Here is a 25164-nt window from a genome sequence, read left to right as displayed (position 1 = left end):
GCCAAGTAAGCCATGCATTTGCAGTTCTAAAATTCAGATGGGGTAAAAGAATCCTCACCTGAATTAAGAACTTGCTTCAATAAATTTGAATGGAATAAAAAATAAAATATAGTCCTATGGAAAAAGTTAGACAAATGAGGCTATATATAATATAGTTTTATATAGAATTATTATTTTTAATTTGTATACATAGAGATTAAAATAGGTTTTAAATATATATGTTATTTTATGGATTTTATAGTATAATAAGAATATGAAATATATAGGAGGTTATAGCATGACATTTAAAGAAAATTATGAGCACTGGTTAAAATCTGAGTATATTGATGAAAACACTAAAGAAGAATTGACAGGTATAAAAGATGAAAAAGAAATAGAGGACAGGTTTTATAGAGAATTAGAATTCGGTACAGGAGGACTTAGAGGAGTTATAGCTGCAGGAAGTAACAGAATGAATATATATACTATAGGTAAAGCAACTCAGGGACTTGCAGATTATTTGAATAAAAATTATACAGGAGAAATTTCTGTAAGTATAGCTTATGATTCAAGAAATATGTCAAAGGAATTTTCTGAAAGAGCGGCATCGGTTTTATGTGCTAATGGAATTATAGTAAATCTATTTGAATCCTTAAGACCAACTCCAGTACTTTCTTATACGGTTAGACATTTAAAAAGCAAGGCAGGGATAGTTGTAACAGCCTCCCATAATCCAAAGCAGTATAACGGTTACAAGGTTTATGATGAAGATGGTGGTCAGGTAACTGATAAAGCAGCAAAAGAAATATTAGATTGCATTACTGCCATAAATGAATTTAAAAATGTAAAAACTATAGATTTAGAAAAGGCAAAAGAGGCTAAACTTTTAAATATAATCGGTGAAGAAGTAGATAAAACTTACATTGATAAAGTCAAAGCTCTTACTATAAGAGAAGAATTAGTAAGAAATAGTGCTAAAGATTTAAAAATAATATATACCCCTATCCATGGTTCTGGAAATATACCTGTAAGAAGAGTACTTAGTGAACTAGGATATGACAATGTATTTGTAGTAAAAGAGCAGGAATTGCCTAATGGTAATTTTCCAACTGCTTCTTATCCAAATCCAGAGCAGCCTTCAGTATTTGAACTAGCATTAAAATTAGCGAAAGAAGTAAATCCTGACGTAATTTTTGGTACTGATCCTGATTGTGATAGAATTGGGGTAGTAGTAAAGGATAAAGAGGGAGAATATAGAGTACTAACTGGTAATCAAACAGGTGTACTTTTAACACATTATATTGTTTCATCTCTAAAGGAACTTAACAAATTACCTGAAAATGGAACAGTTATAAAAACTATAGTTACTTCTGAAATGACAAGAAAAATCACTGAAGATTTTAATGTGGAACTTATAGACGTGCTTACTGGCTTTAAATATATAGGAGAAAAGATAAAAGAATTTGAAAAAACTGGATCAAATACATACTTGTTTGGATTTGAAGAAAGTTATGGATGCCTTGCTGGAACCTTTGTAAGAGATAAGGATGCAGTAATAGGAGCTACTTTAATATGTGAAATGGTATTATATTATAAAAATAAAGGTTTAAGTTTGTATGATGCATTAATAGATCTTTATAAAAAATATGGTTTTTATAAAGAAAGTTTAGTATCTTTAGAGCTAAAAGGTAAAGAAGGCCAGGAAAAGATTCAAAAAGCCTTAGAAAATTTAAGACATTCTATGGAAAATAATGTGGCAGGAGTAAAAATAGTAAAGAGTTTTGATTATAAATTAAGTATAGAAAAGGATATAATAAATGATTCACAAAGTGATATAAAACTTCCAAAGTCTAATGTACTTAAATTTATATTAGAAGATGGATCTTGGTTTGTTGTAAGACCATCAGGAACAGAACCAAAGATGAAAGTATATATGGCTGTAGTTGGCGAGGATCTTTCTGATGCTGACAGGAAATCAGATGACTTTAATAAGGCTGTTATGGAAATAATAAATAAGGCATGTAATAACTAACACTAATCTAAATTTAGCAAATAAATTATGTGGAATTTTTTAAGCTAAATTGGTAAAGAAATTATTGTTGTTTTGAATCATTAGTATAATTGAACATTATGTAGTGATAGTATATAAAGTGGAGGATACAAAGATATCTTCCACTTTAAATTTTCTTTGAGTTTTAATATAATAATTTATATAAGGCATCTTTAATGTAGTAATTTTTTATCCGATGACTATCCACTCTAATACTCCCATCTGTTTCAAAGTGTGAGTAAAGAGTGGATACGTCCCTGGATAACGATTCCTAAGTATCATAAATACCGATACTAAGGACTCTGTTTATGCCTAATTATCTTAATGGACGGTGAAAGTATGGAAACAAAACTTAATTTTACAGAAAAAGTATCTAAACTTATTTTTTTGGAATTTAAAAGAGAAAGTATTCCAAAGATATTTAAAATAGAAGTAAATGAAAATTTATATTTACCTGTTAGGCCTCTGAGAGTAGCAGATAAGGTTAAAAATAATGAAAAATTTGAAAAAATACCTGTTTCATTTTTTATTGAGGGAATGTTCTATGTACTCGGTGGAGATGAAAATTTCAAATTTAACCATATATATATTGACATATTGAATGCAAATAAAGAAGAAGCTGTTCAATATATAAAGGGTATTGTCTTTGAAGAAGTGAAAAAAAGCTCTTATGAGGATGCTTATATACTGCTTAAAGGACTTTTGATAATTGAAAAGAATGTAGAAAACTATGATAAGATAATTATGATTTTAGAAGAACTTAGAAAAATTGATAAGAACTTTCAGCAAGAAGAACTAGCTATATTAGATAAGGCAGAAAAACTTCAGGGATACTATAAAGCTTATTTTAACAAAGCACTAATATATTATGAACAAGAAAAATATGAGGATGCTTGGTTTTATATTAATACCTATATAGAAAAAAGCAAGGATAATTCTAAGAATGTTTTGGAACTAAAACATATACTTTCTAATATAAGGCAGTATGATAAAGGAAAAGCATTAGTATATGATAAACCAAAAGAAGCATTAATGCATCTTATACCTCTGTTAGATGAATTTTCTAATGATGCTGTATTAAATTTTAACATAGCCGTGGCATATAGAGTTCTTGGTAACTATGAGAAAGCTATTTATTATTTAAATGAGTCTGTAGCCATTGACAGCAGTATAGTTGAAGTTATAAATGAGCTGGGAATAAACTATGCAGCTCTTAATAATTATGATATCGCTATAAAATACTTGAGGAAAGCCTTTGAAGCCACAAAATCTATAGAAGTATGTACTAATCTTATAATGTGTTATCTTAATAATGGTGATACTAAGCAGGCAAAATTACATTATGATATTGCTAAGAAGATTAATCCTGAAGATGAAATAGTACTTCAATTGAGCAAGATTTTAGGGGAATAAGCTTAATAGTCTATTTTAGAATAATGAAAATTCTTTGCAATACTTAATTTTATTTTAAATGAAGAAATATCAATGATTATAAAAATCCTTTAATGAATATAAGGTTGAAATGATTCACGTAATATTAAAATTCATAGTAATAATGAAATATTGTATGGTGTGGAATTAAAATTAAATTATCTTGTAATTGTAAAGTATATAAATGCAATATATAATAAGTATTAGGGGTATATGTAAAAATAGAAAATAATAAAGCTAAATGGTAGATATATTTACCATTAGATAAGAAGACAAATTCTGATTAAATGTTCATGAAATTTCTATTAATATAGTATACTGTAAAATAGACTAATATAATGAATAATTATTAATTGAAAAATGTAAAGGTGTGAAGGAGAGATTTTATGAAAGTAAAAAAAGCCATAATACCAGCCGCAGGACTGGGAACAAGGTTTTTGCCTGCAACAAAGGCACAGCCTAAAGAGATGCTTCCAATAGTGGATAAGCCAACTATACAATATATAATTGAAGAAGCCGTTGCTTCTGGTATAGAAGAAATCCTTATAATAACAGGCAGGAATAAAAGAGCCATAGAAGATCATTTTGATAAATCTGTAGAACTTGAAAAAGAGCTAGAAAGTCATGGTAAAGATGAACTTCTAAGTATAGTAAAAGACATATCCAATATGGCAAATATTTACTACATAAGACAAAAAGAACCTAAAGGCCTAGGGCACGCTATTAATTGTGCAAAAACTTTTGTTGGAAATGAGCCCTTTGCTGTTATGCTGGGCGATGATGTAGTTGACAGTAAAGTTCCATGTTTAAAGCAGCTTATGGATTGTTATGATGAGTATAAAACTACAATTCTTGGAGTACAACAAGTAGCTCATAAAGATGTATCAAAATACGGAATTGTTGATGCCATGCATATAGAAAATTCAGTTTACAAGGTTAAAAATTTAATAGAAAAACCAAAAACTGAAGAAGCACCTACAGATATAGCAATATTGGGGAGGTATATTATTACACCACAAATTTTTGATATATTAAGTAAGACAAAGCCTGGGAAAGGTGGAGAAATTCAACTTACAGATGCTTTGAAAATTCTTATGCACTCAGAAGCTATGTATGCATATACCTTTGAAGGAAAAAGATATGATGTAGGAGACAAATTGGGATTCTTAAAGGCTACAGTTGAATTTGCATTAAAGAGAGATGAACTTAAAGAGCCTTTTGTAAAATATTTATTGACTTTAAGGGATAATCCTGTTTTTAAGGATTTATATGATAGGAATATGATTAAATAAAATTATTTTCATCTTCTTATCTGTATATAGAAGTAAATTGCATAAAAAATATTTGTGACATTTATTATACAGATAAAGTGTTAGTAAAATTTTATTGTCTTATTTATTGTAATCGGGCTATAAAATTTTTACATAAAAATACGAATAATATATTGAAAGGAGGTGAAAAAGTGAGTTTTGTAAGACATATAAGAAAGCATATTTTTATATTGGTTGCATTGACCATTGTATTTTCGATGTTAAATCTTTACAAGACGCCTAAAGTTTATGCAAGTCAGTTACCTTCATTAGTATGGATAGATATACCACAAAATAATTCCAGTACTAGTCAAAACCAGATAGATGTAGCAGGATGGTCATTAGATCAAAGTGGAATAAACAAAGTACAAATATATTTGGATAGTGTGTATAAAGGAGATGCAAATATAGGAATCTCCAGACCAGATGTAAATAATGCACTTCCAGGATATACAGGCGGAACAACTAGTGGATACAGCTATGTTTTGAATTTATCAGGTGCACCAAATAACAAACACACCATAACAGTAAAGAGTATAGGTAAGAATGGAACAATAACACAGAAAAATGTTCAGATTAATGATACTATACTTTCACCATTGATGAACATAGATACTCCACAAAATAATTCTAATGTTAATCAAAATTATATAAATGTAGGTGGTTGGTCATTAGATTCAACTGGAATAGATAAAGTACAGGTTTATTTAGACAATGTATACAGGGGAGACGCAAATATAGGGGCTACAAGACCAGATGTAAATAAAGTATTTCCAGGATATTCGGAAGGCGCAAATAGTGGCTATAATTATGCTTTAGATTTATCGAATATTTCAAATGGGATACATACTGTAGTGGTAAAAAGTATAGGTAAAAGTGGCAAAAGTATACAAAAAAATGTTCAAATTAATAAAACACCACTTCCTTCGCTAGCATCTGTAGATACACCATCTAATAATTCTACTATCAAAAATAAAAAATCTATAAATATAGGTGGATGGTCACTGGATGCAAGTGGAATAGACAAAGTACAGATCTATTTGGATAATGTGTATAAAGGTGATGCATCTGTAGGAGTACCAAGGCCAGATGTAAATAGAGTATTTCCATCCTATGTTAGTGGGACAAATAGTGGCTATAACTATACTTTAAATTTATTGGATGTTTCAGATGGTAATCACACCGTAAGTGTAAAGAGTTTGGGGAAAAGCGGAACTGTTACACAGAAGGATGTCACAATAAACAAATTAACCTCTCCCTCATTAATGTCTATTGATGTTCCAAGTGTTTACTCATCTATAAAAGATAATCAATTTAATGTGGGCGGTTGGTCATTAAATGCCTATGGAGTAAAAGAGGTACAGGTATATGTTGATGGTGTATATAAAGGGAATGCAACTACAGGAGGAGTAAGAAATGATGTAAATAATGTATATCCAGGATATACAGGAGGAAGTAATGGTGGCTTTAATTATATTCTTGACATGTCATCATTTACAGCTGGTGTGCATACTATAACAGTAAAAAGTATAGGAAATGATGGAGGCACATTAGAAAAGAATACGCAAATATACAAATTGTCTAACAATGGACAAGCTTTATCATCATTAATATGCATAGACACACCAACAAATAATATGTTTGTAAAAAATGAAAATAGCACTATAAATATAGGTGGCTGGTCGTTAGATGCTTTTGGTGTAAACCAAGTACAAGTATATATTGATGGTGTATATAAAGGGAATGCAACTACAGGAGGAGTAAGAAATGATGTAAATAATGTATATCCAGGATATACAGGAGGAAGTAATGGTGGCTTTAATTACGCCTTTAATTTATCATCAATTTCAGATGGTGTGCATACCATAACAGTAAAAAGTATTGGTAATGATGGAGTAGCAGTTCAGCAAAGCAATAGGATATATAAATTTTCATCCAATAATCAGTTTACTACAAATTATAATGTATCACTTTCAGATATGGTAAACACTCAAATTAATTATGGGCAGCCTGTTATGGAATCAGGTAATGATTGGGTAAATGCAGATAGAAATACTGTTCAATATTATTTAGATCCAATGAATTTTATGGATAGTTATGGAGTTTATCAATTTTTAAGACTTGACTATATGCAAGGTGTTACTGCGGATGATTTAAATAAAATACTTGCAGGAAAAGGTGTATTAGATGGAAAAGGATCACAATTTCTTGCAGCTGCTCAGCAAAGCAATATAAATCCAATATATCTTGTTTCACATGCATTACTGGAAACTGGCAATGGATATTCCAGATTAGCTACAGGCATAGATGTTAATGGACAAACAGTATATAATCTTTTTGGAATAGGTGCTTATGATTCAAATGCAAATTATTATGGCTCAGTTTATGCATATAACAAAGGATGGTTTAGTGTAGATCAGGCAATTTATGGAGGAGCACAATGGATATCTGGTGATTTTATAAATAATAGTAAATATGGACAAAATACACTATATAAAATGAGATGGAATCCAGCTTCACCGGGAAATCACCAATATGCTACCGATGTTCGTTGGGCATACAATCAGGTTTATAATATTAAAAAACTTACAGACATGGTGGGAAATCCATCCTTAAAATTCGATATACCACAATATAAATAATTATTCTGGAATAAAAATTACTATTAATGTGATGCATTAATCAATCTAGCTATTGATTAATTAATAGTTTTTATTCTATACATAAAAATAAGATGAATTTATTGTATAAATTCATCTTATTTTTATGTGATCGTATAGAGTAAATTTTTAAATATCTATAAATATTAATGCATACTTTATTTTAAAAATAGACAAATATTTTGCTTTGTTGTATAATAAATTTGTTTGTTTTAACATTTGTTACGCAAGTAAGGAGGAATTTACATAATGAAGGGAATTATACTGGCAGGAGGCTCTGGTACTAGATTATATCCAATAACAAAGGCAGTATCAAAGCAGGTACTTCCTATTTATGATAAACCAATGATATATTATCCATTATCTGTATTAATGTTAGCTGAAATAACAGAAATACTTATAATTTCAACTCCAAGAGATATTGGAAGCTTTAAGGAATTACTTGGAGATGGTAGTCAGCTTGGATTAAATTTAAGTTATGCTGTTCAGGATGAACCTAGAGGACTTGCAGATGCATTTATTGTAGGTGAGAAATTCATAGGAAATGACAGAGTAGCATTAGTTTTAGGAGATAACATTTTTTATGGTTATGGATTTACAGAAAGGTTAAAGAGAGCTGCAGCAAGAGAAAGTGGGGCTACTATATTTGGATATCATGTAAGTAATCCAAAAGCCTTTGGTGTAGTAGAATTTGATGAGAATAATAACGTTATTTCTATAGAGGAAAAACCTGAAAAGCCTAAGTCAAATTATGCAGTACCAGGATTATATTTCTATGATAATGATGTAGTTGAGATAGCTAAGAGTGTAAAACCTTCTGCTAGAGGAGAAATTGAAATAACCGCTGTTAATAATGAGTATTTAAGAAGAGGTACTTTAAAAGTAGAACTATTCGGAAGAGGAATGGCTTGGCTTGATACAGGTACCCACAGAGGGCTTTTAGATGCAGCAAATTTTGTAGAAGCAATACAGACAAGACAGGGACTTTTTGTAGCCTGCATAGAAGAAATTGCATATAGAAACAAATTTATTAATAAGGATCAAGTGAGAAAATTAGCAGAGCCATTAATGAAGACAGACTATGGCAAATATTTAATTTCTTTAATTGAAGATAAATAGTAGGGGGCAGGAAAATGAAAACATATTTAGTAACTGGTGGAGCTGGTTTTATTGGTTCAAATTTTGTACACTATATGCTGAATAAATATAATGATATAAAATTAATTAATATAGATAAGCTTACATATGCTGGTAATTTAGAAAATTTAAAAGAGGTAGAGAATAACCCTAATTATATTTTTGTACAGGGGGATATCTGTGATAAAGAAATTATTGAGAATATATTTAAAGAAAATGATATAGATTATGTAGTTAATTTTGCGGCTGAATCCCATGTAGACAGGAGCATAAGGGAACCTGAACTCTTTGCTAAAACTAATGTATTGGGTACAGTTAATCTTTTAAATATTGCCAAACAATGTTGGGAAACTGAAAATGGATTTAAAGCAGGTAAAAAATATCTTCAGGTATCCACTGATGAAGTGTACGGATCTCTAGGGGAAACTGGTTATTTTACAGAGACTACTCCTTTAGATTCACATAGCCCCTACTCTTCTAGTAAAGCTGGTGCAGATTTAATGGTTAAGGCATACCATGATACCTTTAAGATGCCAATAAATATAACAAGATGTTCAAATAATTATGGGCCTTATCAATTTCCAGAAAAATTGATTCCACTTATAGTAAATAATTGTTTGGCTAAGAGGGATTTGCCTATTTATGGTGACGGTTTAAATATCAGAGATTGGCTGTATGTAGAAGATCACTGTAAGGCAATTGATATGGTAATAAACAATGGAAGACTTGGAGAAGTATACAATGTAGGTGGACATAATGAAAGAACAAATATCTACATTGTAAAGACTATAATAGAATATGTTGGCAATAATATAGATAGTACTGTAACAGAAAATTTAATAAAATATGTAGAAGATAGAAAAGGTCATGATAGAAGATATGGCATAGATCCAACTAAAATTAAAGAAGAATTGGGTTGGGAACCGGAAACTACCTTTGAAGTCGGAATTAAGAAGACAATTAAATGGTATTTAGATAACAAACAATGGATGGATAATATAACATCAGGCCAATACCAAAACTACTATGAAAAAATGTATGGAAATAACTAAGGGGTGATTTCAGTGGGAAAATTTGATTTTCAGAAAACAGAAATTGAAGGAGTATACATAATAGGGCCTCAAGTATTTGGAGATAACAGAGGATATTTTATGGAAACTTACAATGCAGATGAATTTAAGGAAGCCGGCTTAGACATGACATTTGTTCAGGATAATCAGTCTAAATCTAAAAAAGGTGTTTTAAGAGGATTACATTTTCAGACACAACACTCTCAGGGAAAATTAGTTAGAGTGATAAAAGGCCAAGTATTTGACGTAGCAGTAGATTTGAGAAAAAATTCTAAAACTTATGGTAAGTGGGTTGGAGTAAAACTCAGTGATGAAAATAAAAAACAATTTTATATTCCAGAAGGTTTTGCTCATGGATTTTTAGTTCTTTCTGATGAGGCTGAGTTTGTTTATAAATGTACAGATTTATATCATCCAGAATTTGAAGGTGGAATTGCTTGGAATGATCCGGAAGTAGGAATAGAGTGGCCAACAGAAGGTATTGAAGAATTAACATTCTCAGATAAAGATAAAAAATGGAAAACTTTAACTGAAAGTAAAATAAGTTTCTAATGAAAATTTTAGGCTATACCATGAGGTTGTTTACGGTATGCCTTTAATTTTTATTATATCTGATCAATGTATGAGTATTTACGAAAGATAATAAAAAAGACATTTTAATGTAGAATTTCTATAAAATATGTCTATCGTAGAAACATAAAATGCAGTATAATATTGAAGTGGATTTACAGGACAATGCAGCGCAAGAATATATTATTTAGCAATGCCTGATATAAGAGAGGTTGGTTATATGAAGAAAAAAGCATCCCTTACTAATTTATATGAATTACTATTTACAGTTATAGATATTGTACTTGTAATTTTAGCAATTTATCTTTCATATATGATCAAATTTAATTTCAATCCTCCAAGATTTAATTATGAACCATTTATTATAACTGCACCTTTTACTATAATAATATATTTGATATTTATGTATGTATATGGATTAGCAGATTTAATTAAGCAATCCATTAGTGAAATTGTTTATTCTGTATTTTTAACAATAATAATGTTATGTATATCAACTATGGCGGTAACATTTTTCTTAAGGGCATTTTCTTATCCGAGAATGGTTATTTTATATAGTTCAGTTATTCAGATTGTTTTGTTAAGTATATGGAAGTCCTTCGTATGGAAAATAAAGAGAGCTATGTATGGGAAAAAGGATGTTATTATAATTGGAAATGCAAATACAGAGCATGTGGCAAAGAAAATATTATTAAAGCAAAGTGATTTATATAATATAAAATACATTTGTCATCCGGATTTTGACAATATAGTTGATTTAATCAATAAAGTAGAGATTGTAATACTGTGTGATGATATTAAAAGTGAATTTAAAGATTATATACTTGATAAATGTTTAATTGAACAGAAAAGCATACTTATAGTCCCTGCAATGAGTGATTTAGCATTACTAGGATCAAAATTAAACAAAATTGACGATCTTCCACTGTTAAAGGCAAAATCTCTATGTTTAACTGAAGAGGAAAAAGCTATAAAAAGGGTGTTGGATGTTATTTTAGCATTTGTAGGTATTGTAATTGCTTCTCCTTTTATGCTGCTCATAGCTATAAGTATAAAATTGTCGGATGGCGGTAATGTATTTTATAAGCAAGAAAGGGTTACAGAAGGTGGAAGAAATTTTAATGTTATAAAATTCAGATCTATGAAAATGAATGCGGAAAAATTATCTGGGCCTGTACTTGCCACAGATGAAGACCCTAGAATTACAAAGGTAGGTAAAATAATTAGAGCTATACGAATGGATGAATTGCCTCAGTTATTCAATATACTAAATGGTGACATGAGTATTGTTGGTCCTAGACCTGAAAGGCCATTTTATGTGGATAAATTTGAAAAGGAAATACCAGATTATAAATATAGAACAGTGGTTAAAGCTGGATTAACAGGACTTGCACAGGTACTTGGGAAATATAATACTACCCCTCAGGATAAGGTAAGATATGATATTATATATATTAAAAATTATTCTATTTTATTAGATATAAAATTGATATTTCAAACTATTAAGATTATATTTTTAAAGGAAAGTACCGAGGGCGTGAAAGAAGAAACAAGCTTAGATGAAATTATTAAAGATAGAAAACTAGAATTAGAATATATAAAAAGATTGAATAAACATAAATGATAAGTTAGTATAAATTTAGTTTGATTTAAATATTAACAATTGAAGGTGATTTAGTGATAAAAAGTATGAAAGATTTTATTGGATACATTAAAGAAATATATGATTCAAAGGAATTACTTATAAATTTAACATCAAAAGAATTAAAATTGAAATATAGAAATTCAGTTTTGGGATTTTTATGGTCATTTTTAAATCCAATATTGATGCTGTTTGTCTATACATTTGCATTTAAGCTTATTATGAGACAAACTACACCTCATTTTACTGTGTTTTTACTTTGTGGATTACTTCCATGGAATTTTTTTGCCGCAGGGGTTATGGGAAGTACTACTTCTATAATAGGTAATGCAAATTTAATAAAAAAGGTTTATTTTCCTAGAGAAATAATACCACTGTCCATTATATTTTCGAATTTTATTAATTTCATTATAACTCTATTAATTTTATTTATTGCAATAGTAGTAGAGGGACTTCATATTGGTATACCTCTTATAATGTTGCCGATAGCTTTATTATTAATATTAGGATTTACAGTTGGATTATCTCTAATATTATCATCATTAAATGTTCTGTATAGAGATATTTCACATCTAGTTGAAGTAATATTTAATTTGTGGATGTATCTTACACCTATTGTATATCCACTAACACTTTTGAAAGGCCATCCTTTATTCGAAAAGTTAATTCTATTGAATCCAATGACGTTAATGGTAGAAAGTGTGAGGTCTATTTTGTACACTAATACATTTCCGTATTATTTATACATATTAGTAATATTTATAATTGACTTTATTTTAATATTCTTTGGATTCAGATTGTTTAGAAAGATAGAAGTGGTATTTGCAGAAGAAATATAATGTACGAAATTATAGAAAAAGGTGTTGAATAGTGCATGTCAGTTATAGAATTTAAAAATGTTACAAAGCATTTTAAAATATATCAGAATAAAAATTACTCTTTAAAAGAAAAATTTTTAGCTAAGGTCTTACAAAGAGCTAAGGTCCAGGTACAAATTATCGATGTTTTAAAAGATGCTTCATTTAAAATTGAAAAGGGAGAAACTGTAGGTATAATTGGAGAAAATGGTACTGGAAAAAGTACCAGCTTAAAATTAATATCCAATATATTAAAGCCAAATGCAGGAGAAGTAATTGTAAATGGTAAAATTTCATCACTACTAGAAATAGGTGTAGGATTTCAGCCGGACTTATCTGGAAGGGAAAATGTCTACATGTATGGTTCAATTTTAGGGCTAAGTAAATCAGAAATTGATGAAAGATACAATGATATTGTAGAATTTGCTGAACTAAGTAATTTTATGGATACACCAGTTAAAAATTATTCCTCTGGTATGTACATGAGATTGGCATTTTCAGTGGCAGTTAGTGTGGATCCAGATATACTTCTTGTAGATGAAGTCTTAGCTGTAGGTGACGCTAATTTTCAAAAGAAATGCTTGGATAAAATTCAATCCTTTAAAGAGGAAGGCAAAACTATTGTATTTGTATCTCATGATATGGGAATTGTAAAAAAAATATGCGACAGAGTTATATTTATTAAAAAGGGTGGATTTGTTATTGAAGACACACCAGATAGAATGATAGGACTGTATATGAAGCTTCTGTATTCATCTAGTGATGAAAAGTTAGAGCTTAATAGGGAAATTGAAGAAAAAGGTATTACTGGATTGCTTGAAAAGGCCAGTGATATAAATTTTGATATTCATGAAGCGAAAGAATTCTCAAGTACAGGAAATAGGGATGGAAATAGAAAATTAGAAATTTCAAAGGTATATTTTTCAGATAATGCAGGCATGGTTAAAAATGTATTCAATTCAGGTGAAGATATAAAAGTGAATTTAGAGATTAAAAAAAATCAAGCAGTAGAAGCTGCTATTTTATATTTTGAAGTGTTTAGTGAAGAAGGCTGGAGACTTTCATACCATAATTGTAATCAGGATGGAATACTTATTACTGATATTAAAGATAGTAATTTTATTAGTTTTGTAATACAAGATAATCCTTTTTTACATTCAAAGTATTATATATCTGTAGGCATATCCAATGAAGGTGGAGATGAGTTATACGATTATAGAAATAAGCATTATTATTTTATAATAAATGAGGGAAATATAAAGGAAGAAGGAAAAGTACAACTTAAATGTGATTGGCGCTTATAATACACAGGATATAGAGAAAGTGGTGTTAGTTAAATGAATGGAGAAAAATCAATTAGTTTTATTATAGTAAATTATAATGGAAAACATCATCTAAAAGAATGTTTTAGTACACTTAATAAGTTAAATTATCCCAAGGATAAAATCGAATACATAATGGTAGATAATGGCTCAAAAGACGGATCAGTACAATTTGTTAAGAGTAAATTTAAAAATGTAAAGATAATTCAAAATAAGTCAAATGAAGGCTTTGCGAAGCCTAATAATGATGCGGCTAAAATTGCTAAGGGTGACTATATAGCATTAATAAATAATGATATGAAAATAGATGCTAATTGGTTAAACGACATGGTGGAAACATTAGATAGTTGTAATGATGATAGTTATGTTTGTGTAGGAAGCAAGATACTTAATTGGGATGGAAGTAAACTAGATTTTGCAGGTGGTAGTATTAATTTTTATGGACACGGCTATCAGTATGACTTCGGCATAGAAATTGATGAGGCTAATAAAAGGTATAATGAGGATAAAGATATATTATTTGCTTGTGGTGGAGCGATGCTTATAGATAGAAATATATATTTAGAAATAGGAGGATTGGATGAAGATTACTTTGCCTATTTTGAGGATGTGGACTTAGGATGGAGATTATGGGTATTAGGTTATAAAGTTAGATTCTGTTCAAAAGCTATTTGTTATCATAAGCATAATAGTACATCTAAAAAAATGAATAGAAATAAAGTTATGAGAATGTTTGAAAGAAATTCTTTGTTTACTATTTACAAGAATTATGAGGAAAAAAGAGTATACGAAATATTGACCGGTGCTTTACTTATGAAAAATTATAAGCAATATACAGAACGAGGTATAAGTGACGAGGATAATCCTGATGTTTTAGGCATTATGGATTTTTCAACTAATTTGCCTTTAATGAAAGAAAAAAGAGATTATATACAAAGAAATAGAAAAAAATCTGATGATGAAATAATAAAATTATTTATAGATAGTCCATATAAAAATCTTATAACAGCAGAAAAAAATAATAAATATAATAATTTAATATCTAATATAACAAATTCTATGGGTTTACAAAACTATTTTGGAAGCCAAAAGCTTGAATTGTTGATTATATGTACGGATAATATTGCGGCAAAGATGGCAGGACCAGGAATAAGGTATTTTGAGATAGCCAAGCAATTGTCTCATATATGTAATGTTACACTTGCCATTCCAAATAAAACAGACTTAGATGAGGATACATTAGGTTTTAAATTTTTTAGATACAATGTAGAAAGACCACAGGCTTTAATTAATAAATTCTATGAGAGCGATATAATTTTACTCCATGGTATGATATTAGAAAAAGTAGTAACACTTAAAAGTATGTGTAAAGATAAGATAGTAATAGTAGATTTATATGATCCTTATACAATAGAAAATTTAGAGATACATAAAAATAAATCATTAAAAATTAGATCTGAAATACATGAAAGTGACCTTAACACATTAAATAACCAGTTAGTGTTAGGAGATTATTTTATCTGTGCAAATGAAAAACAAAAAGATTTTTGGATAGGAATGCTTTCATCATTAAATAAAGTAAATCCAGTAGAATATAAAATGTCAAATAAATTGGAGAGATTAATAGGTTTGGTTCCTTTTGGAATTAGTACAGAAGATCCTGTTCATACTAGAAAGGGAGCTCTCATTGAAAAAATACCTAATTTAGAAGAAAGTGATAAGGTGTTTATATGGGGTGGTGGAGTTTGGAATTGGTTTGATCCATTAAGTCTAATTAAGGCAATCTATAGTATATCTAAGGAAAGAAAAGACATTAAACTCTTATTTTTAGGTGTAAAACATCCAAATCCAGAAATACCAGAAATGGAGATGACTTCAAACGCAATAAAACTAGCTGAAGAATTTGGAATAAAGGATGAATTAGTATTTTTCAATATGGATTGGGTTGAGTATAGTGATAGGCAAAACTTTTTATTGGAGTCCTATGCTGGAGTGAGCTGCCATTTTGATAATTTAGAAACAAGATTTTCCTTTAGAACAAGAATCTTAGATTATCTATGGTCTAATCTACCTATAATATCAACGGAAGGTGATTATTTCGCAGATGATATTGAAAAATATGGATTGGGATTAGTTGTAAAATATAATGATGATAAATCAATTAAAGATGCTATTATAAAAATGGTAGATGATAATACTTTTTATGAAGAAACCAAAAATAATATTAGAAAATATAGAGAAAAATATAAATGGGATATAGTAACGGAACCTTTAAAACAATTTTGCTTAGATCCTGTTAAAAAACAAGACGATGATATCAGTAATGCAGATACATATAATTATATAACAGACATAAATCAAATTTCCAAGCAGGAAATTGTAGGTGCTATAATGAGCAATTTTAAAATAGGACAAAAATTTAGATGCAGATATCCTAATTTAACTTCTATTGAATTAATGTTTGGAACATATTCAAGATCTAATGAGCATGTTGTTAAGTTTAAATTATTTGATGCCTTTACAGATGATTTGATTGTGGAGAAAGATATAGATGCAAGTATATTGGTTGATAATGGGTGGTTCGAAATCACATTTAAACCTATAATAAATTCAGAGGGAAGAACATTTTATTTCTATTTTGAATCTGAGGAGGCCACTCCGTCAAATTGTATAACTCTATTTAAGGATGAGGCCATAAGCGATTGCGGAGAAATATGGAATAATGGTGTAACTGTTGAAGGAAGTTTGACTATGAAAACAAAGTGCATAATATCTGATCGTCCAATAAGTGAAAAGAAGGGAATTAAATTGGATGATTCCTATTATGCACAAGCTGGAACAAAGGTATTTGATAAGAATGAATTAAATGGTAGTAGGTCTGAAATTGGTAATATAAATGCTTTAAATAAGGAACTTTCTGAGATAAAGAAATCAATGTCTTATTTATCAAAAAATGTTTCTGAATTAAATATATGGAAAAGTAAATTAAGTGGAAGATTGGGTTTTATTAGAAATATAGGATTTTTTAAGAAATAATATATTTGACTAAGGAGATATTTTATGAAAAAAGTATTATTAATAAGCCCGGACGCTATAGCAAAAAAGATGACTGGACCAGGTATACGTTACTATAATTTTGCTAAAGAATTAAGTAAAACATTAGATGTGATATTATTTATACCAAATAAAAATACAAACTTTAATTTTAAAAATGAAAAATTTAAAGTTATTGAAGCAAATAAAAATGAACTTAAAGATTATGCTAAAATTGTTGATTCCATAGTGATGCAGGGGATAGCTTTTAGATTGTATCCTTTTTTAAAAAGAATAAAAAAATCTAAAGTTGTAGATATCTATGATCCAATTACTTTAGAAAATCTTGAACTTAGAAAATTTATTGATTTTAAAGATAGATTAACATATCATGAAACAGATTTAGATTTAATTCTTGAGCAGCTTGCACTGGGAGATTATTTTATATGTTCCAGTGAAAAGCAGAAAGATTATTGGCTTGGAATGCTATCTGCCATAAATAGAATAAATCCTGTCACCTATAGTGATAACATAAAGATGGAAAAATTAATTGGTGTTGTACCTTTTGGTTTGGATAATAATGCTCCTATTAAAACTAAGCAAGTTTTAAAAGGAGTTTGGAAGGGGATAAGTGAAGAGGATAAAGTTATAATATGGGGTGGTGGAATCTGGAACTGGTTTGATCCACTGACTCTTATTGAAGCAATGAATGTAATTTGTAAGAAGAGAAAAGACATAAAATTATTTTTTATGGGTATAGGCCATCCAAGCATGAATTGTGATACTACTGTGGCAGAAAAATGTATTGAAAAATCTAAGGAATATGATCTATATAATAAAAATATATTTTTTAATGATTGGGTTGAATATTCACAAAGACAAAATTATTTGTTAGAAGCAGACTTAGGAGTAAGTACATATTTAAATAATTTAGAGACAAGATTTTCTTTTAGAACTAGAATATTGGATTACTTGTGGTGTAATCTTCCTATGGTTTTAACTAAAGGGGATTACATGTCAGAGCTTGTTGAAAATGAAAATTTAGGAATTTGCCATAATGAAAAAGATTTTAATGAATTGGCTGATATGATAATTGATTTATTAGAAGATAGAAGTAGATATGAAAAGGCAAAACAAAATATTAATTTAGTTAAGCAAAAATTCATGTGGCAATTTGTTGTTAAGCCCTTAGAGAATTTTTGTAGCAATCCATATATATCTAACGACAAACTAAAAAAAGTAAAATTATTTTACAGACCAAATGGATTAATAAAATATTATTTCATTAGAATAAAGTCTAAATTAAAAAGATTTTTTCAATAAATATATTGATGCTAAATAAAATTTAGTAAAATATCTTACTTTTAATTAACTTCAATAAAAAAATTAATATTAAATTGAAAATATTAACTTCTATAAATTTATTTTAATGTAGGTAACAAAAAATTCTAGGCTTTATTTAAATGATATAAAAAGTTATTTATAATTTCAATTGCTGTTTTTTATACAATTAAAGGGGATTGTGATAGTTAATGAATAATAAAGGAAACATAGTGTCTATGAATAAAATATTAAAATACAGATATTTTATAGGTTTAATAATTTTCATTATTTTGGTTTTGTTTAAAATTCATGGAAGTTCTATTGGAATTTGGGAAAATTATGTAACCACAAAGGTAGATACAAAAAATACTACAAATCTATTAGGTAAGTCTAGAGGTATAAGAAGTGATGAGTGGGAAGTGCAAACGCCATATTACTTATCCCAAGCAATGAATAATAAATTTTATCCTGTAGTAAATGATAATATAACTACATCTGGGCAAAATATGATAGTTAGCTACAATGCACCAGTAATGGATGTATCTATACTTGCTAAACCATTAAATTGGGGATTTTTATTATTAGGTAAAGAGTACGGTTTATCATGGTATTGGTGTATGAAAATAATATTATTATTTTTATTGTCTTTTGAAATCTCAATGATTTTAACAAAACAAGATAGGATGATATCTTTGCTAGGAGCTTTTTGGATAGTTCTATCACCAGCTGTTCAATGGTGGTTTATGCAGCACGTTGGAGATCTAGTATTTTATATGGAAGCTATAGTGGTAACCTTTTATTATATATTCAAATATTTTAATGTAATAAAAATGAAAATATTATTTTGTATATTATTTTCTCTATCGTGCATAGGTTTTGCATTAGTACTATATCCTGCATTACAAGTTCCTATGGCATATTTATGTCTTGTATTTATGATACTTATAATAATGGATTATAGAGATAAAATAAAATTTAAAAGTATAGATATAATAATATTTATTTTCACAATAGTATTTATTTTATCTATGCTCATTCATGTTGTTCTTATATCTAAAGGTGCTATAATGGCCATATTAAATACTTCATATCCAGGAAAAAGAATAAGCAATGGAGGAGATCTGACATATTATTATATAAATGTATTTTTAACTAATATATTTTTACCTTACAAAGATATTAATTTTTTAAATAATTGTGAAATAAGTTCATTTTATAATTTTCTACCAGCATCTGTTTTAATGTTATTCTTTATCTTTCGTAAAAATGTTGAAAATATAAAATATGGCATAGCACTCATTTTATGTTCTATTATTGAAATCTTTTATATGTTATTTAAAATTCCTATTCCAATAGCAAAGATCACTTTTTTATCTTATGTACCTGGTAATAGGATGATGATAGTATATGGAATAACTTCAGTATTTATAAGCATTTGGATGCTGGCTACTATTTCTAAAAATAGATGTATTAACAGAAAGTATAGCTTTCTCATTAGTATAATAATTACAGCTACCTATGTTTTATCTGTAATTTATTCGCCGATGAAGTCTTATTTAAATCCAATTTTTTATATATTATTATTCATTTTATTTTTTATGTTAAATTATCTTTTTTCAAATGGTTTAAAAAAATATTTTTGTATACTTATGCTAATTGTTATACTCATATCAGGAATAACAGTAAATCCAATTGCGAGAGGAGAAGGGGCAATTTACAATAATTATTTATCTTATAGAATACAAAATATAAGATCATCTGAACCTAATGGCGTCTGGATTTCTGCTGAAAATGACGTTATGGGAGCATTTCTATATGCAAATGGGGTAAAGACTCTAAATGGAATAGATTTCTATCCTGATTTTGAAAAGTGGAATAAAATTGATCCTGATGAAAAATATAAAGATATTTATAATAGATATGAACATATAACTTTTAAGCTTTATAAAGGTGAAACTTCATTTAAATTGCTAGCACCAGATAATATAGAAGTTATGATAAACAACGGAGATTTAAAGAAACTTAATATAAATTACATCCTAACAAAAGAAAATTTATCAATATATGATGGTTATGATAATATATATTTTAGAGAAATGTATGGAAGAGATAGAGATGGATTTTATATTTTTAAAGTTCTATATAAATAATTCCATATAACTTGGAGGTTAAAAAATTATGAAAATAGCAGTTTTAATTCCTTGCTATAATGAGGAATTAACAATTAGTAAAGTAGTTGAGGATTTTAAAAAATTTTTACCGCAAGCTGATGTCTATGTGTACGATAATAATTCTAGAGATAAAACTGCTGAGATAGCTTTTAAATGTGGGGCCAAAGTTGTAAAAGAAATAAGGCAAGGCAAAGGAAATGTTGTAAGAAGTATGTTTAGAGATATAAATGCAGATTATTACATAATGGTTGATGGAGATGATACATATCCAGCTGAATTTGCAATAAAACTATTGCAGCCAATAATAGATGGCGAGGCAGATATGACTATAGGGGACAGATTATCAAATGGAACTTATACTTCTGAAAACAAGAGATTATTTCATAATTTTGGTAATAGCTTAGTTAAAAATTTAATTGGTAAACTCTTCAAAAATGATATAAATGATATTATGACAGGATATAGAGCATTCAATAAATTTTTTGTTAAAACCATGCCCATTTTAAGTGAAGGCTTTGAGATAGAGACAGAAATGAGTATACATGCTTTAGACAAAAAGTTCCGTTTAAAAGAAATACCTATTGATTATAGAGATAGGCCAGAGGGAAGTAATTCTAAATTAAATACTTATAAAGATGGTATAAAAGTGCTAAAAACTATTTTATCGCTTTTTAAAGATTATAAGCCGTTACCGTTTTTTGGTATATTAGCTTTGTTTTTATTTGTTATTGGTTTACTAGTGGGCATTCCTGTAATTACTGAATTTATAAGAACTAGTTTTATTACAAAATTACCGTCAGCGGTATTGGCATCAGGATTAATATTAATTTCTATATTACTTTTAACAAGTGGATTTATTTTAGATACACTTGTTAAACAAAATAAACAACAATATGAATTATTTTTAAATGAATTTAAAATTGAAAATAAGGTTGATGATAAAAATGAATGACATAATCTTATCTTTAAAAAAAAATAAAACAGGTATAATTTTAATGTTTTTAGCTTCCTTGTTTAGTTCTAGTGGACAATATTTTTGGAAAATATCAGGTATGCATAATATAATATTTATATTACTTGGATTTATATTTTATGCTATAGGGGCAGTAGGAATGATTATAGCATTTAGATATGGAAGTTTTTCAGTATTGCATCCAATGATGAGTATGAGTTATATTTTTATTGTCTTAATAGGTTATTATTTTTTAAATGAGTTAATAAGCTTTGAAAAAATAATGGGTCTCCTATTAATTATGTTAGGAGTTGCTTTAGTAGGTGTTGGTGATGAATAAATTTTTATTAGTAATGACAATTATTATAATGACTTTACTTGGATCTTTTGGAGGATTTTTTTTCAAAAAATCTACATCAGGTTCTACAATAATGTCTATAATAAAAAGTAAATTTTTATATATTGGTGGTTTCATATATGTGGCTAGTTCTATCTTAAATATTATAGTTTTAAAATATATGCCCTTATCTGTAGTTTTGCCAATGACAGCTATTACATATATTTGGTCAATGATTATTTCTCGTATAATTTTAAAAGAAAAAATAACTTTATTTAAATTAGCAGGAATAGTGGCTATATTTATTGGAGTTGCACTGGTTGCAATTTCTTAAATGATTAGTGCTTGAGCTAAAAGAAATAAATATTCAAGAAATTTGAGAATGGTCTTATTTAATTATTAAAAAGCAGATTTTAATAATTATTTTTAATGGTAGAATAGCAAAGGAGCTGTCTCGTAATGTATATATTCATTGTGAGACAGCTCCTTTGCTATTATTTAAAGTACATCATTTTAATGAAGATTTATTTTTATTATATTTTAATTTGTATTCTAGTAATTTATTTAGTATAAAATAAATTATTAACAAAGCAATTGATATTTTAGTTACTTTTATTCCTAATTCTAAGCCTTGAGGTGTAAAAGTAAATTCTATTTGGTTATCACCTGTATTTCCTTGAACGGCCATGAATCCATTATCAACTTCTTCTATTGGTACTTTCTTACCATTTAAAAAAGCTGACCACCCTTTGTCATAAGGTACACTGAAAAAAACTAAATTTTTTTTATTTAAATTTATTTTTGAAATAAAACCATTATTATATCTTTTAAAATAATAGCTTGTTTCTTTTTTTCTATCTGAAACATCTATTTTGTATTGTTTCTCCGTAAAATTATTTAGTTCATTAAGTGGAATTCTAGTTAAGTCATTTGAATATTTACTTATTTGTTCATTATTTAATACAATAGCTTTTAATAAAGCTAAATCTCTTTTATTTGGATCTGTTTTAGCATAATCATCACTAGATACATATTTGTCAAAAGTGTAACCCATTGGAATAAAATCTTTACTCTCATAAATTATGTAATCCCCTTCCTCAGAATAAAATTTTAAATCTGGAAGTGTGATTTCACCAAAGTTTCTTAAGCCTTTTAAATTAGGATAATCTTTGAGCGCTATTACATATTTTACCGATAAAAATGGTCTTAATCCATAATAAGAATAGGGAATCTGCGTTTCTACTGCTCTTGGAAAATTAATAGATCCATAAAAACTAAAAAGAGAACCGCTTATAGTTGTACTAAATGAATCGATAGATGGTTTATTCCAAAGTAGATTAGAATTCCTATAGGAAGCTAAGGTGTCTAATCTATAGTTATCATCTTGTGGTAATTTTATATAATCACCAGATTTTGTATAAATATTATTAAATTCTGCTGATTTTGGATAGAAATTATGGTCACCATGGATATAAAATAAACCCGTAGCTATAGAAAACAACATTATACTTAAAGTGGAGATTGAAATAAAATATTTAGAGTTTTTTATATTTATTAACAAAATTGTAATAATAAATCCTATAATAGCTAGAGAAATATAAAATATAAAATAATTCTTATTATAAATTATTTGCATACCTTTTTTATGTTCATATGTCAAGATCAATATAAATATTATCCATAGGGATATATATCCAATTATTCCATACATATATTTTATATTTTTTTCCTCTAATATTTTTGAAGAGGCTAAAGCAATTAAGAGTATAGGCATATAAAACCATCTAGAATAATATAATGGGCTAAATCCAGTAAAAGAACTATTGAGAACTGGAATAAGCATAAATATTAATGAAACTATTATTGATAAAGATATCCAACTTTTTTTCCTATGTATAATATATGTAAGTACTAATATAACACCGAATATTGGTATAAAAGCTTCTGTAGAATTAATATCTGCAGCAGAGAACATGGATCTTGAAGAACTTATTTCTGCTGGCATCAAAAAAGCGCGGAATATATTTAAATAGTTGTAGGTTGAATGAACTAGCATAGATAATCCAGTTAAGTGACCTTTAGATTTAGGATTATTTAATATAAAATATATAGATGGTATTAATAAAATAGCACTTATACCTACGCCTATAATTCCTTCAAAAATTATAGAAAAAAATTTTTTTGTAGATAAGTTTTTTCTATAATTTTTACAATACAGCCTTGTTACAAAGTATATAAGTAAAAATACAACTTCACCAAAAAAGAAAAAATAATTAGTAAATGAATTTAGTGCTACCATTAAAGCAAAAAATCCTTTGCGATTATTTTCTATGAGCTCTTCCAGAGAAATAAGCAATAATGGGAACAATGCAACTACATCATGAAAATGATTATACATCATATTTGTTATTTGAAAACCTGAAAAAGCATACAATAATCCACCTATTACTGCATATTTATTGTTTTTTACAAATCTTTTAATGAAGGCGAAAGCAGTTACGGCCGCTATTGCGTATTTTAAGACTAATAAGGGGCCTATTAAATAGGGGAAGAAATCAGCTGGAAATAGAAAAGAAAACCAAAAAAATATACTACCAAGTGTGTAGAAACCATAAGAGCCAATGAAACTGCTTCCTAAGTCAGTATTCCAGCTCCAAAATACATTTCCACTTTTTATTGAAGAGTTAGATTGCATATTAAATGGTATCTGTTGAAGATTCCAGTCGTCAACTATATTTAAAATTCCTCTTCCAGAGATAATATAAGGTACGATAATAATTGAAGCTGTAAGTGCAGCTAATAAAAATACTTTTAAATATTCATTTTTTTTAATTCTAATTGTCATTTACAGAATCTCTCTTTCTGAAAAAATTTTTTTAACTATATATCATAGTTTTAAAATAACATTATTAATTATACTTTAAATATTTTATTATGTAAATTATGTATTAGAATTATTTGTTAAATATAGCTTTGATACAGTACAACTCGTAAATTTTTAATAATTTATAATAAAATAAATTGTTAAAAATTATAACATTTATATAAATATTTAAAGAAATTAGACGAATATATAAGATATATGTTGTAATTAATTGAATTATATTATTTACAGTATATAAAATTTATATAGAAAGAAGGTGAAAGAATGAAAATACGACAAATTAGTATCAAAACTATTATTGTATTTTTTCTCATTCTTATCTTTAGTACAATTATATCTGTAAATCAAAGGGTAATGGCAGATGGAGGTAACAAATTACCAGGAATTTTAGATGTGGACACTCCAAGAAATGGTGATAAAGTATCAGGTAATAGCA

Annotated in this window: 17 protein-coding genes; 16 read left to right on the top strand and 1 reads right to left on the bottom strand. The window is 27.9% G+C overall.

Going from position 1 to position 25164, the window contains the following annotated elements:
* Window positions 1-277 precede the first annotated feature (277 nt).
* From ABF633_RS08325 to ABF633_RS08250, 16 genes are all read left to right on the top strand, one after another.
* Window positions 278-2011 (top strand): phospho-sugar mutase, encoded by a 1734-nt coding sequence (locus ABF633_RS08325; RefSeq protein WP_415523213.1) that lies wholly within the window; start codon window positions 278-280, stop codon window positions 2009-2011.
* 357 nt (window positions 2012-2368) lie between these two features.
* Window positions 2369-3442, top strand: a complete 1074-nt coding sequence (locus ABF633_RS08320) for a tetratricopeptide repeat protein (RefSeq protein ID WP_415523212.1) — start codon at window positions 2369-2371, stop codon at window positions 3440-3442.
* Between the two features lie 404 nt (window positions 3443-3846).
* Complete coding sequence (galU, locus tag ABF633_RS08315; RefSeq protein WP_415523211.1) at window positions 3847-4752, top strand: UTP--glucose-1-phosphate uridylyltransferase GalU; 906 nt, start codon at window positions 3847-3849, stop codon at window positions 4750-4752.
* 170 nt (window positions 4753-4922) lie between these two features.
* A complete protein-coding gene (locus tag ABF633_RS08310) occupies window positions 4923-7412 on the top strand; it encodes an Ig-like domain-containing protein (RefSeq protein WP_415523210.1) in 2490 nt (829 codons plus the stop codon).
* A 267-nt stretch (window positions 7413-7679) separates the two neighbouring features.
* The gene (gene rfbA, locus ABF633_RS08305; RefSeq protein ID WP_415523208.1) at window positions 7680-8549 is read left to right on the top strand and encodes a glucose-1-phosphate thymidylyltransferase RfbA; all 870 of its coding nucleotides are present in this window, start codon (window positions 7680-7682) and stop codon (window positions 8547-8549) included.
* 14 nt (window positions 8550-8563) lie between these two features.
* Window positions 8564-9619: a dTDP-glucose 4,6-dehydratase gene (gene rfbB, locus ABF633_RS08300; protein ID WP_415523207.1), complete on the top strand. Its 1056-nt coding sequence runs from the start codon at window positions 8564-8566 to the stop codon at window positions 9617-9619.
* Window positions 9620-9631: 12 nt separating this feature from the next.
* Entirely contained in the window at window positions 9632-10189 is a 558-nt protein-coding gene (gene rfbC / locus ABF633_RS08295) for a dTDP-4-dehydrorhamnose 3,5-epimerase (RefSeq protein WP_415523206.1), read from the top strand.
* 238 nt (window positions 10190-10427) lie between these two features.
* A complete protein-coding gene (locus tag ABF633_RS08290; protein WP_415523205.1) occupies window positions 10428-11831 on the top strand; it encodes a sugar transferase in 1404 nt (467 codons plus the stop codon).
* A 65-nt stretch (window positions 11832-11896) separates the two neighbouring features.
* A complete protein-coding gene (locus tag ABF633_RS08285) occupies window positions 11897-12688 on the top strand; it encodes an ABC transporter permease (protein ID WP_415523204.1) in 792 nt (263 codons plus the stop codon).
* A gap of 35 nt (window positions 12689-12723) precedes the next feature.
* Window positions 12724-14010, top strand: coding sequence for an ABC transporter ATP-binding protein (locus tag ABF633_RS08280; RefSeq protein ID WP_415523202.1), 1287 nt, complete (start codon window positions 12724-12726; stop codon window positions 14008-14010).
* A 33-nt stretch (window positions 14011-14043) separates the two neighbouring features.
* Complete coding sequence (locus ABF633_RS08275) at window positions 14044-17064, top strand: glycosyltransferase (protein ID WP_415523200.1); 3021 nt, start codon at window positions 14044-14046, stop codon at window positions 17062-17064.
* A gap of 24 nt (window positions 17065-17088) precedes the next feature.
* Entirely contained in the window at window positions 17089-18384 is a 1296-nt protein-coding gene (locus tag ABF633_RS08270) for a glycosyltransferase (protein ID WP_415523199.1), read from the top strand.
* A 209-nt stretch (window positions 18385-18593) separates the two neighbouring features.
* Window positions 18594-20534, top strand: a complete 1941-nt coding sequence (locus ABF633_RS08265; RefSeq protein ID WP_415523198.1) for a hypothetical protein — start codon at window positions 18594-18596, stop codon at window positions 20532-20534.
* 28 nt (window positions 20535-20562) lie between these two features.
* Window positions 20563-21507, top strand: coding sequence for a glycosyltransferase family 2 protein (locus ABF633_RS08260; RefSeq protein ID WP_415523197.1), 945 nt, complete (start codon window positions 20563-20565; stop codon window positions 21505-21507).
* Complete coding sequence (locus ABF633_RS08255) at window positions 21500-21847, top strand: EamA family transporter (protein WP_415523196.1); 348 nt, start codon at window positions 21500-21502, stop codon at window positions 21845-21847. The genes ABF633_RS08260 and ABF633_RS08255 overlap by 8 nt, the downstream gene beginning before the upstream one ends.
* On the top strand, window positions 21840-22178 hold the full coding sequence (locus ABF633_RS08250) for an EamA family transporter (RefSeq protein ID WP_415523195.1): 339 nt from the start codon (window positions 21840-21842) through the stop codon (window positions 22176-22178). Before ABF633_RS08255 ends, ABF633_RS08250 begins: the two co-directional genes overlap by 8 nt.
* A 174-nt stretch (window positions 22179-22352) precedes the next feature.
* On the opposite strand, the gene ABF633_RS08245 is transcribed toward ABF633_RS08250, so the two are convergent.
* Complete coding sequence (locus tag ABF633_RS08245; protein WP_415523194.1) at window positions 22353-24689, bottom strand: YfhO family protein; 2337 nt, start codon at window positions 24687-24689, stop codon at window positions 22353-22355.
* Between the last annotated feature and the right edge of the window lie 475 nt (window positions 24690-25164).

This window comes from Clostridium sp. (genome assembly GCF_047718555.1).
Taxonomy (GTDB): Bacteria; Bacillota; Clostridia; order Clostridiales; family Clostridiaceae; genus Clostridium_I.
The sequence above is the reverse complement of the archived record's forward strand: the minus strand, read 5'-3'. Positions and strand labels throughout refer to the sequence as shown.

Excerpts from the sequence above, each read along its gene's own strand:
- ABF633_RS08290 (WP_415523205.1), top strand. The coding sequence starts at position 10,428 with ATGAAGAAAAAAGCATCCCTTACTAATTTATATGAATTACTATTTACA.
- ABF633_RS08325 (WP_415523213.1), top strand. The coding sequence starts at position 278 with ATGACATTTAAAGAAAATTATGAGCACTGGTTAAAATCTGAGTATATT.
- ABF633_RS08245 (WP_415523194.1), bottom strand. The coding sequence starts at position 24,689 with ATGACAATTAGAATTAAAAAAAATGAATATTTAAAAGTATTTTTATTA.
- ABF633_RS08255 (WP_415523196.1), top strand. The coding sequence starts at position 21,500 with ATGAATGACATAATCTTATCTTTAAAAAAAAATAAAACAGGTATAATT.
- rfbA (WP_415523208.1), top strand. The coding sequence starts at position 7,680 with ATGAAGGGAATTATACTGGCAGGAGGCTCTGGTACTAGATTATATCCA.
- rfbB (WP_415523207.1), top strand. The coding sequence starts at position 8,564 with ATGAAAACATATTTAGTAACTGGTGGAGCTGGTTTTATTGGTTCAAAT.
- ABF633_RS08320 (WP_415523212.1), top strand. The coding sequence starts at position 2,369 with ATGGAAACAAAACTTAATTTTACAGAAAAAGTATCTAAACTTATTTTT.
- galU (WP_415523211.1), top strand. The coding sequence starts at position 3,847 with ATGAAAGTAAAAAAAGCCATAATACCAGCCGCAGGACTGGGAACAAGG.
- ABF633_RS08265 (WP_415523198.1), top strand. The coding sequence starts at position 18,594 with ATGAATAATAAAGGAAACATAGTGTCTATGAATAAAATATTAAAATAC.
- ABF633_RS08250 (WP_415523195.1), top strand. The coding sequence starts at position 21,840 with ATGAATAAATTTTTATTAGTAATGACAATTATTATAATGACTTTACTT.
- ABF633_RS08280 (WP_415523202.1), top strand. The coding sequence starts at position 12,724 with ATGTCAGTTATAGAATTTAAAAATGTTACAAAGCATTTTAAAATATAT.
- ABF633_RS08260 (WP_415523197.1), top strand. The coding sequence starts at position 20,563 with ATGAAAATAGCAGTTTTAATTCCTTGCTATAATGAGGAATTAACAATT.
- ABF633_RS08285 (WP_415523204.1), top strand. The coding sequence starts at position 11,897 with ATGAAAGATTTTATTGGATACATTAAAGAAATATATGATTCAAAGGAA.
- ABF633_RS08270 (WP_415523199.1), top strand. The coding sequence starts at position 17,089 with ATGAAAAAAGTATTATTAATAAGCCCGGACGCTATAGCAAAAAAGATG.
- ABF633_RS08275 (WP_415523200.1), top strand. The coding sequence starts at position 14,044 with ATGAATGGAGAAAAATCAATTAGTTTTATTATAGTAAATTATAATGGA.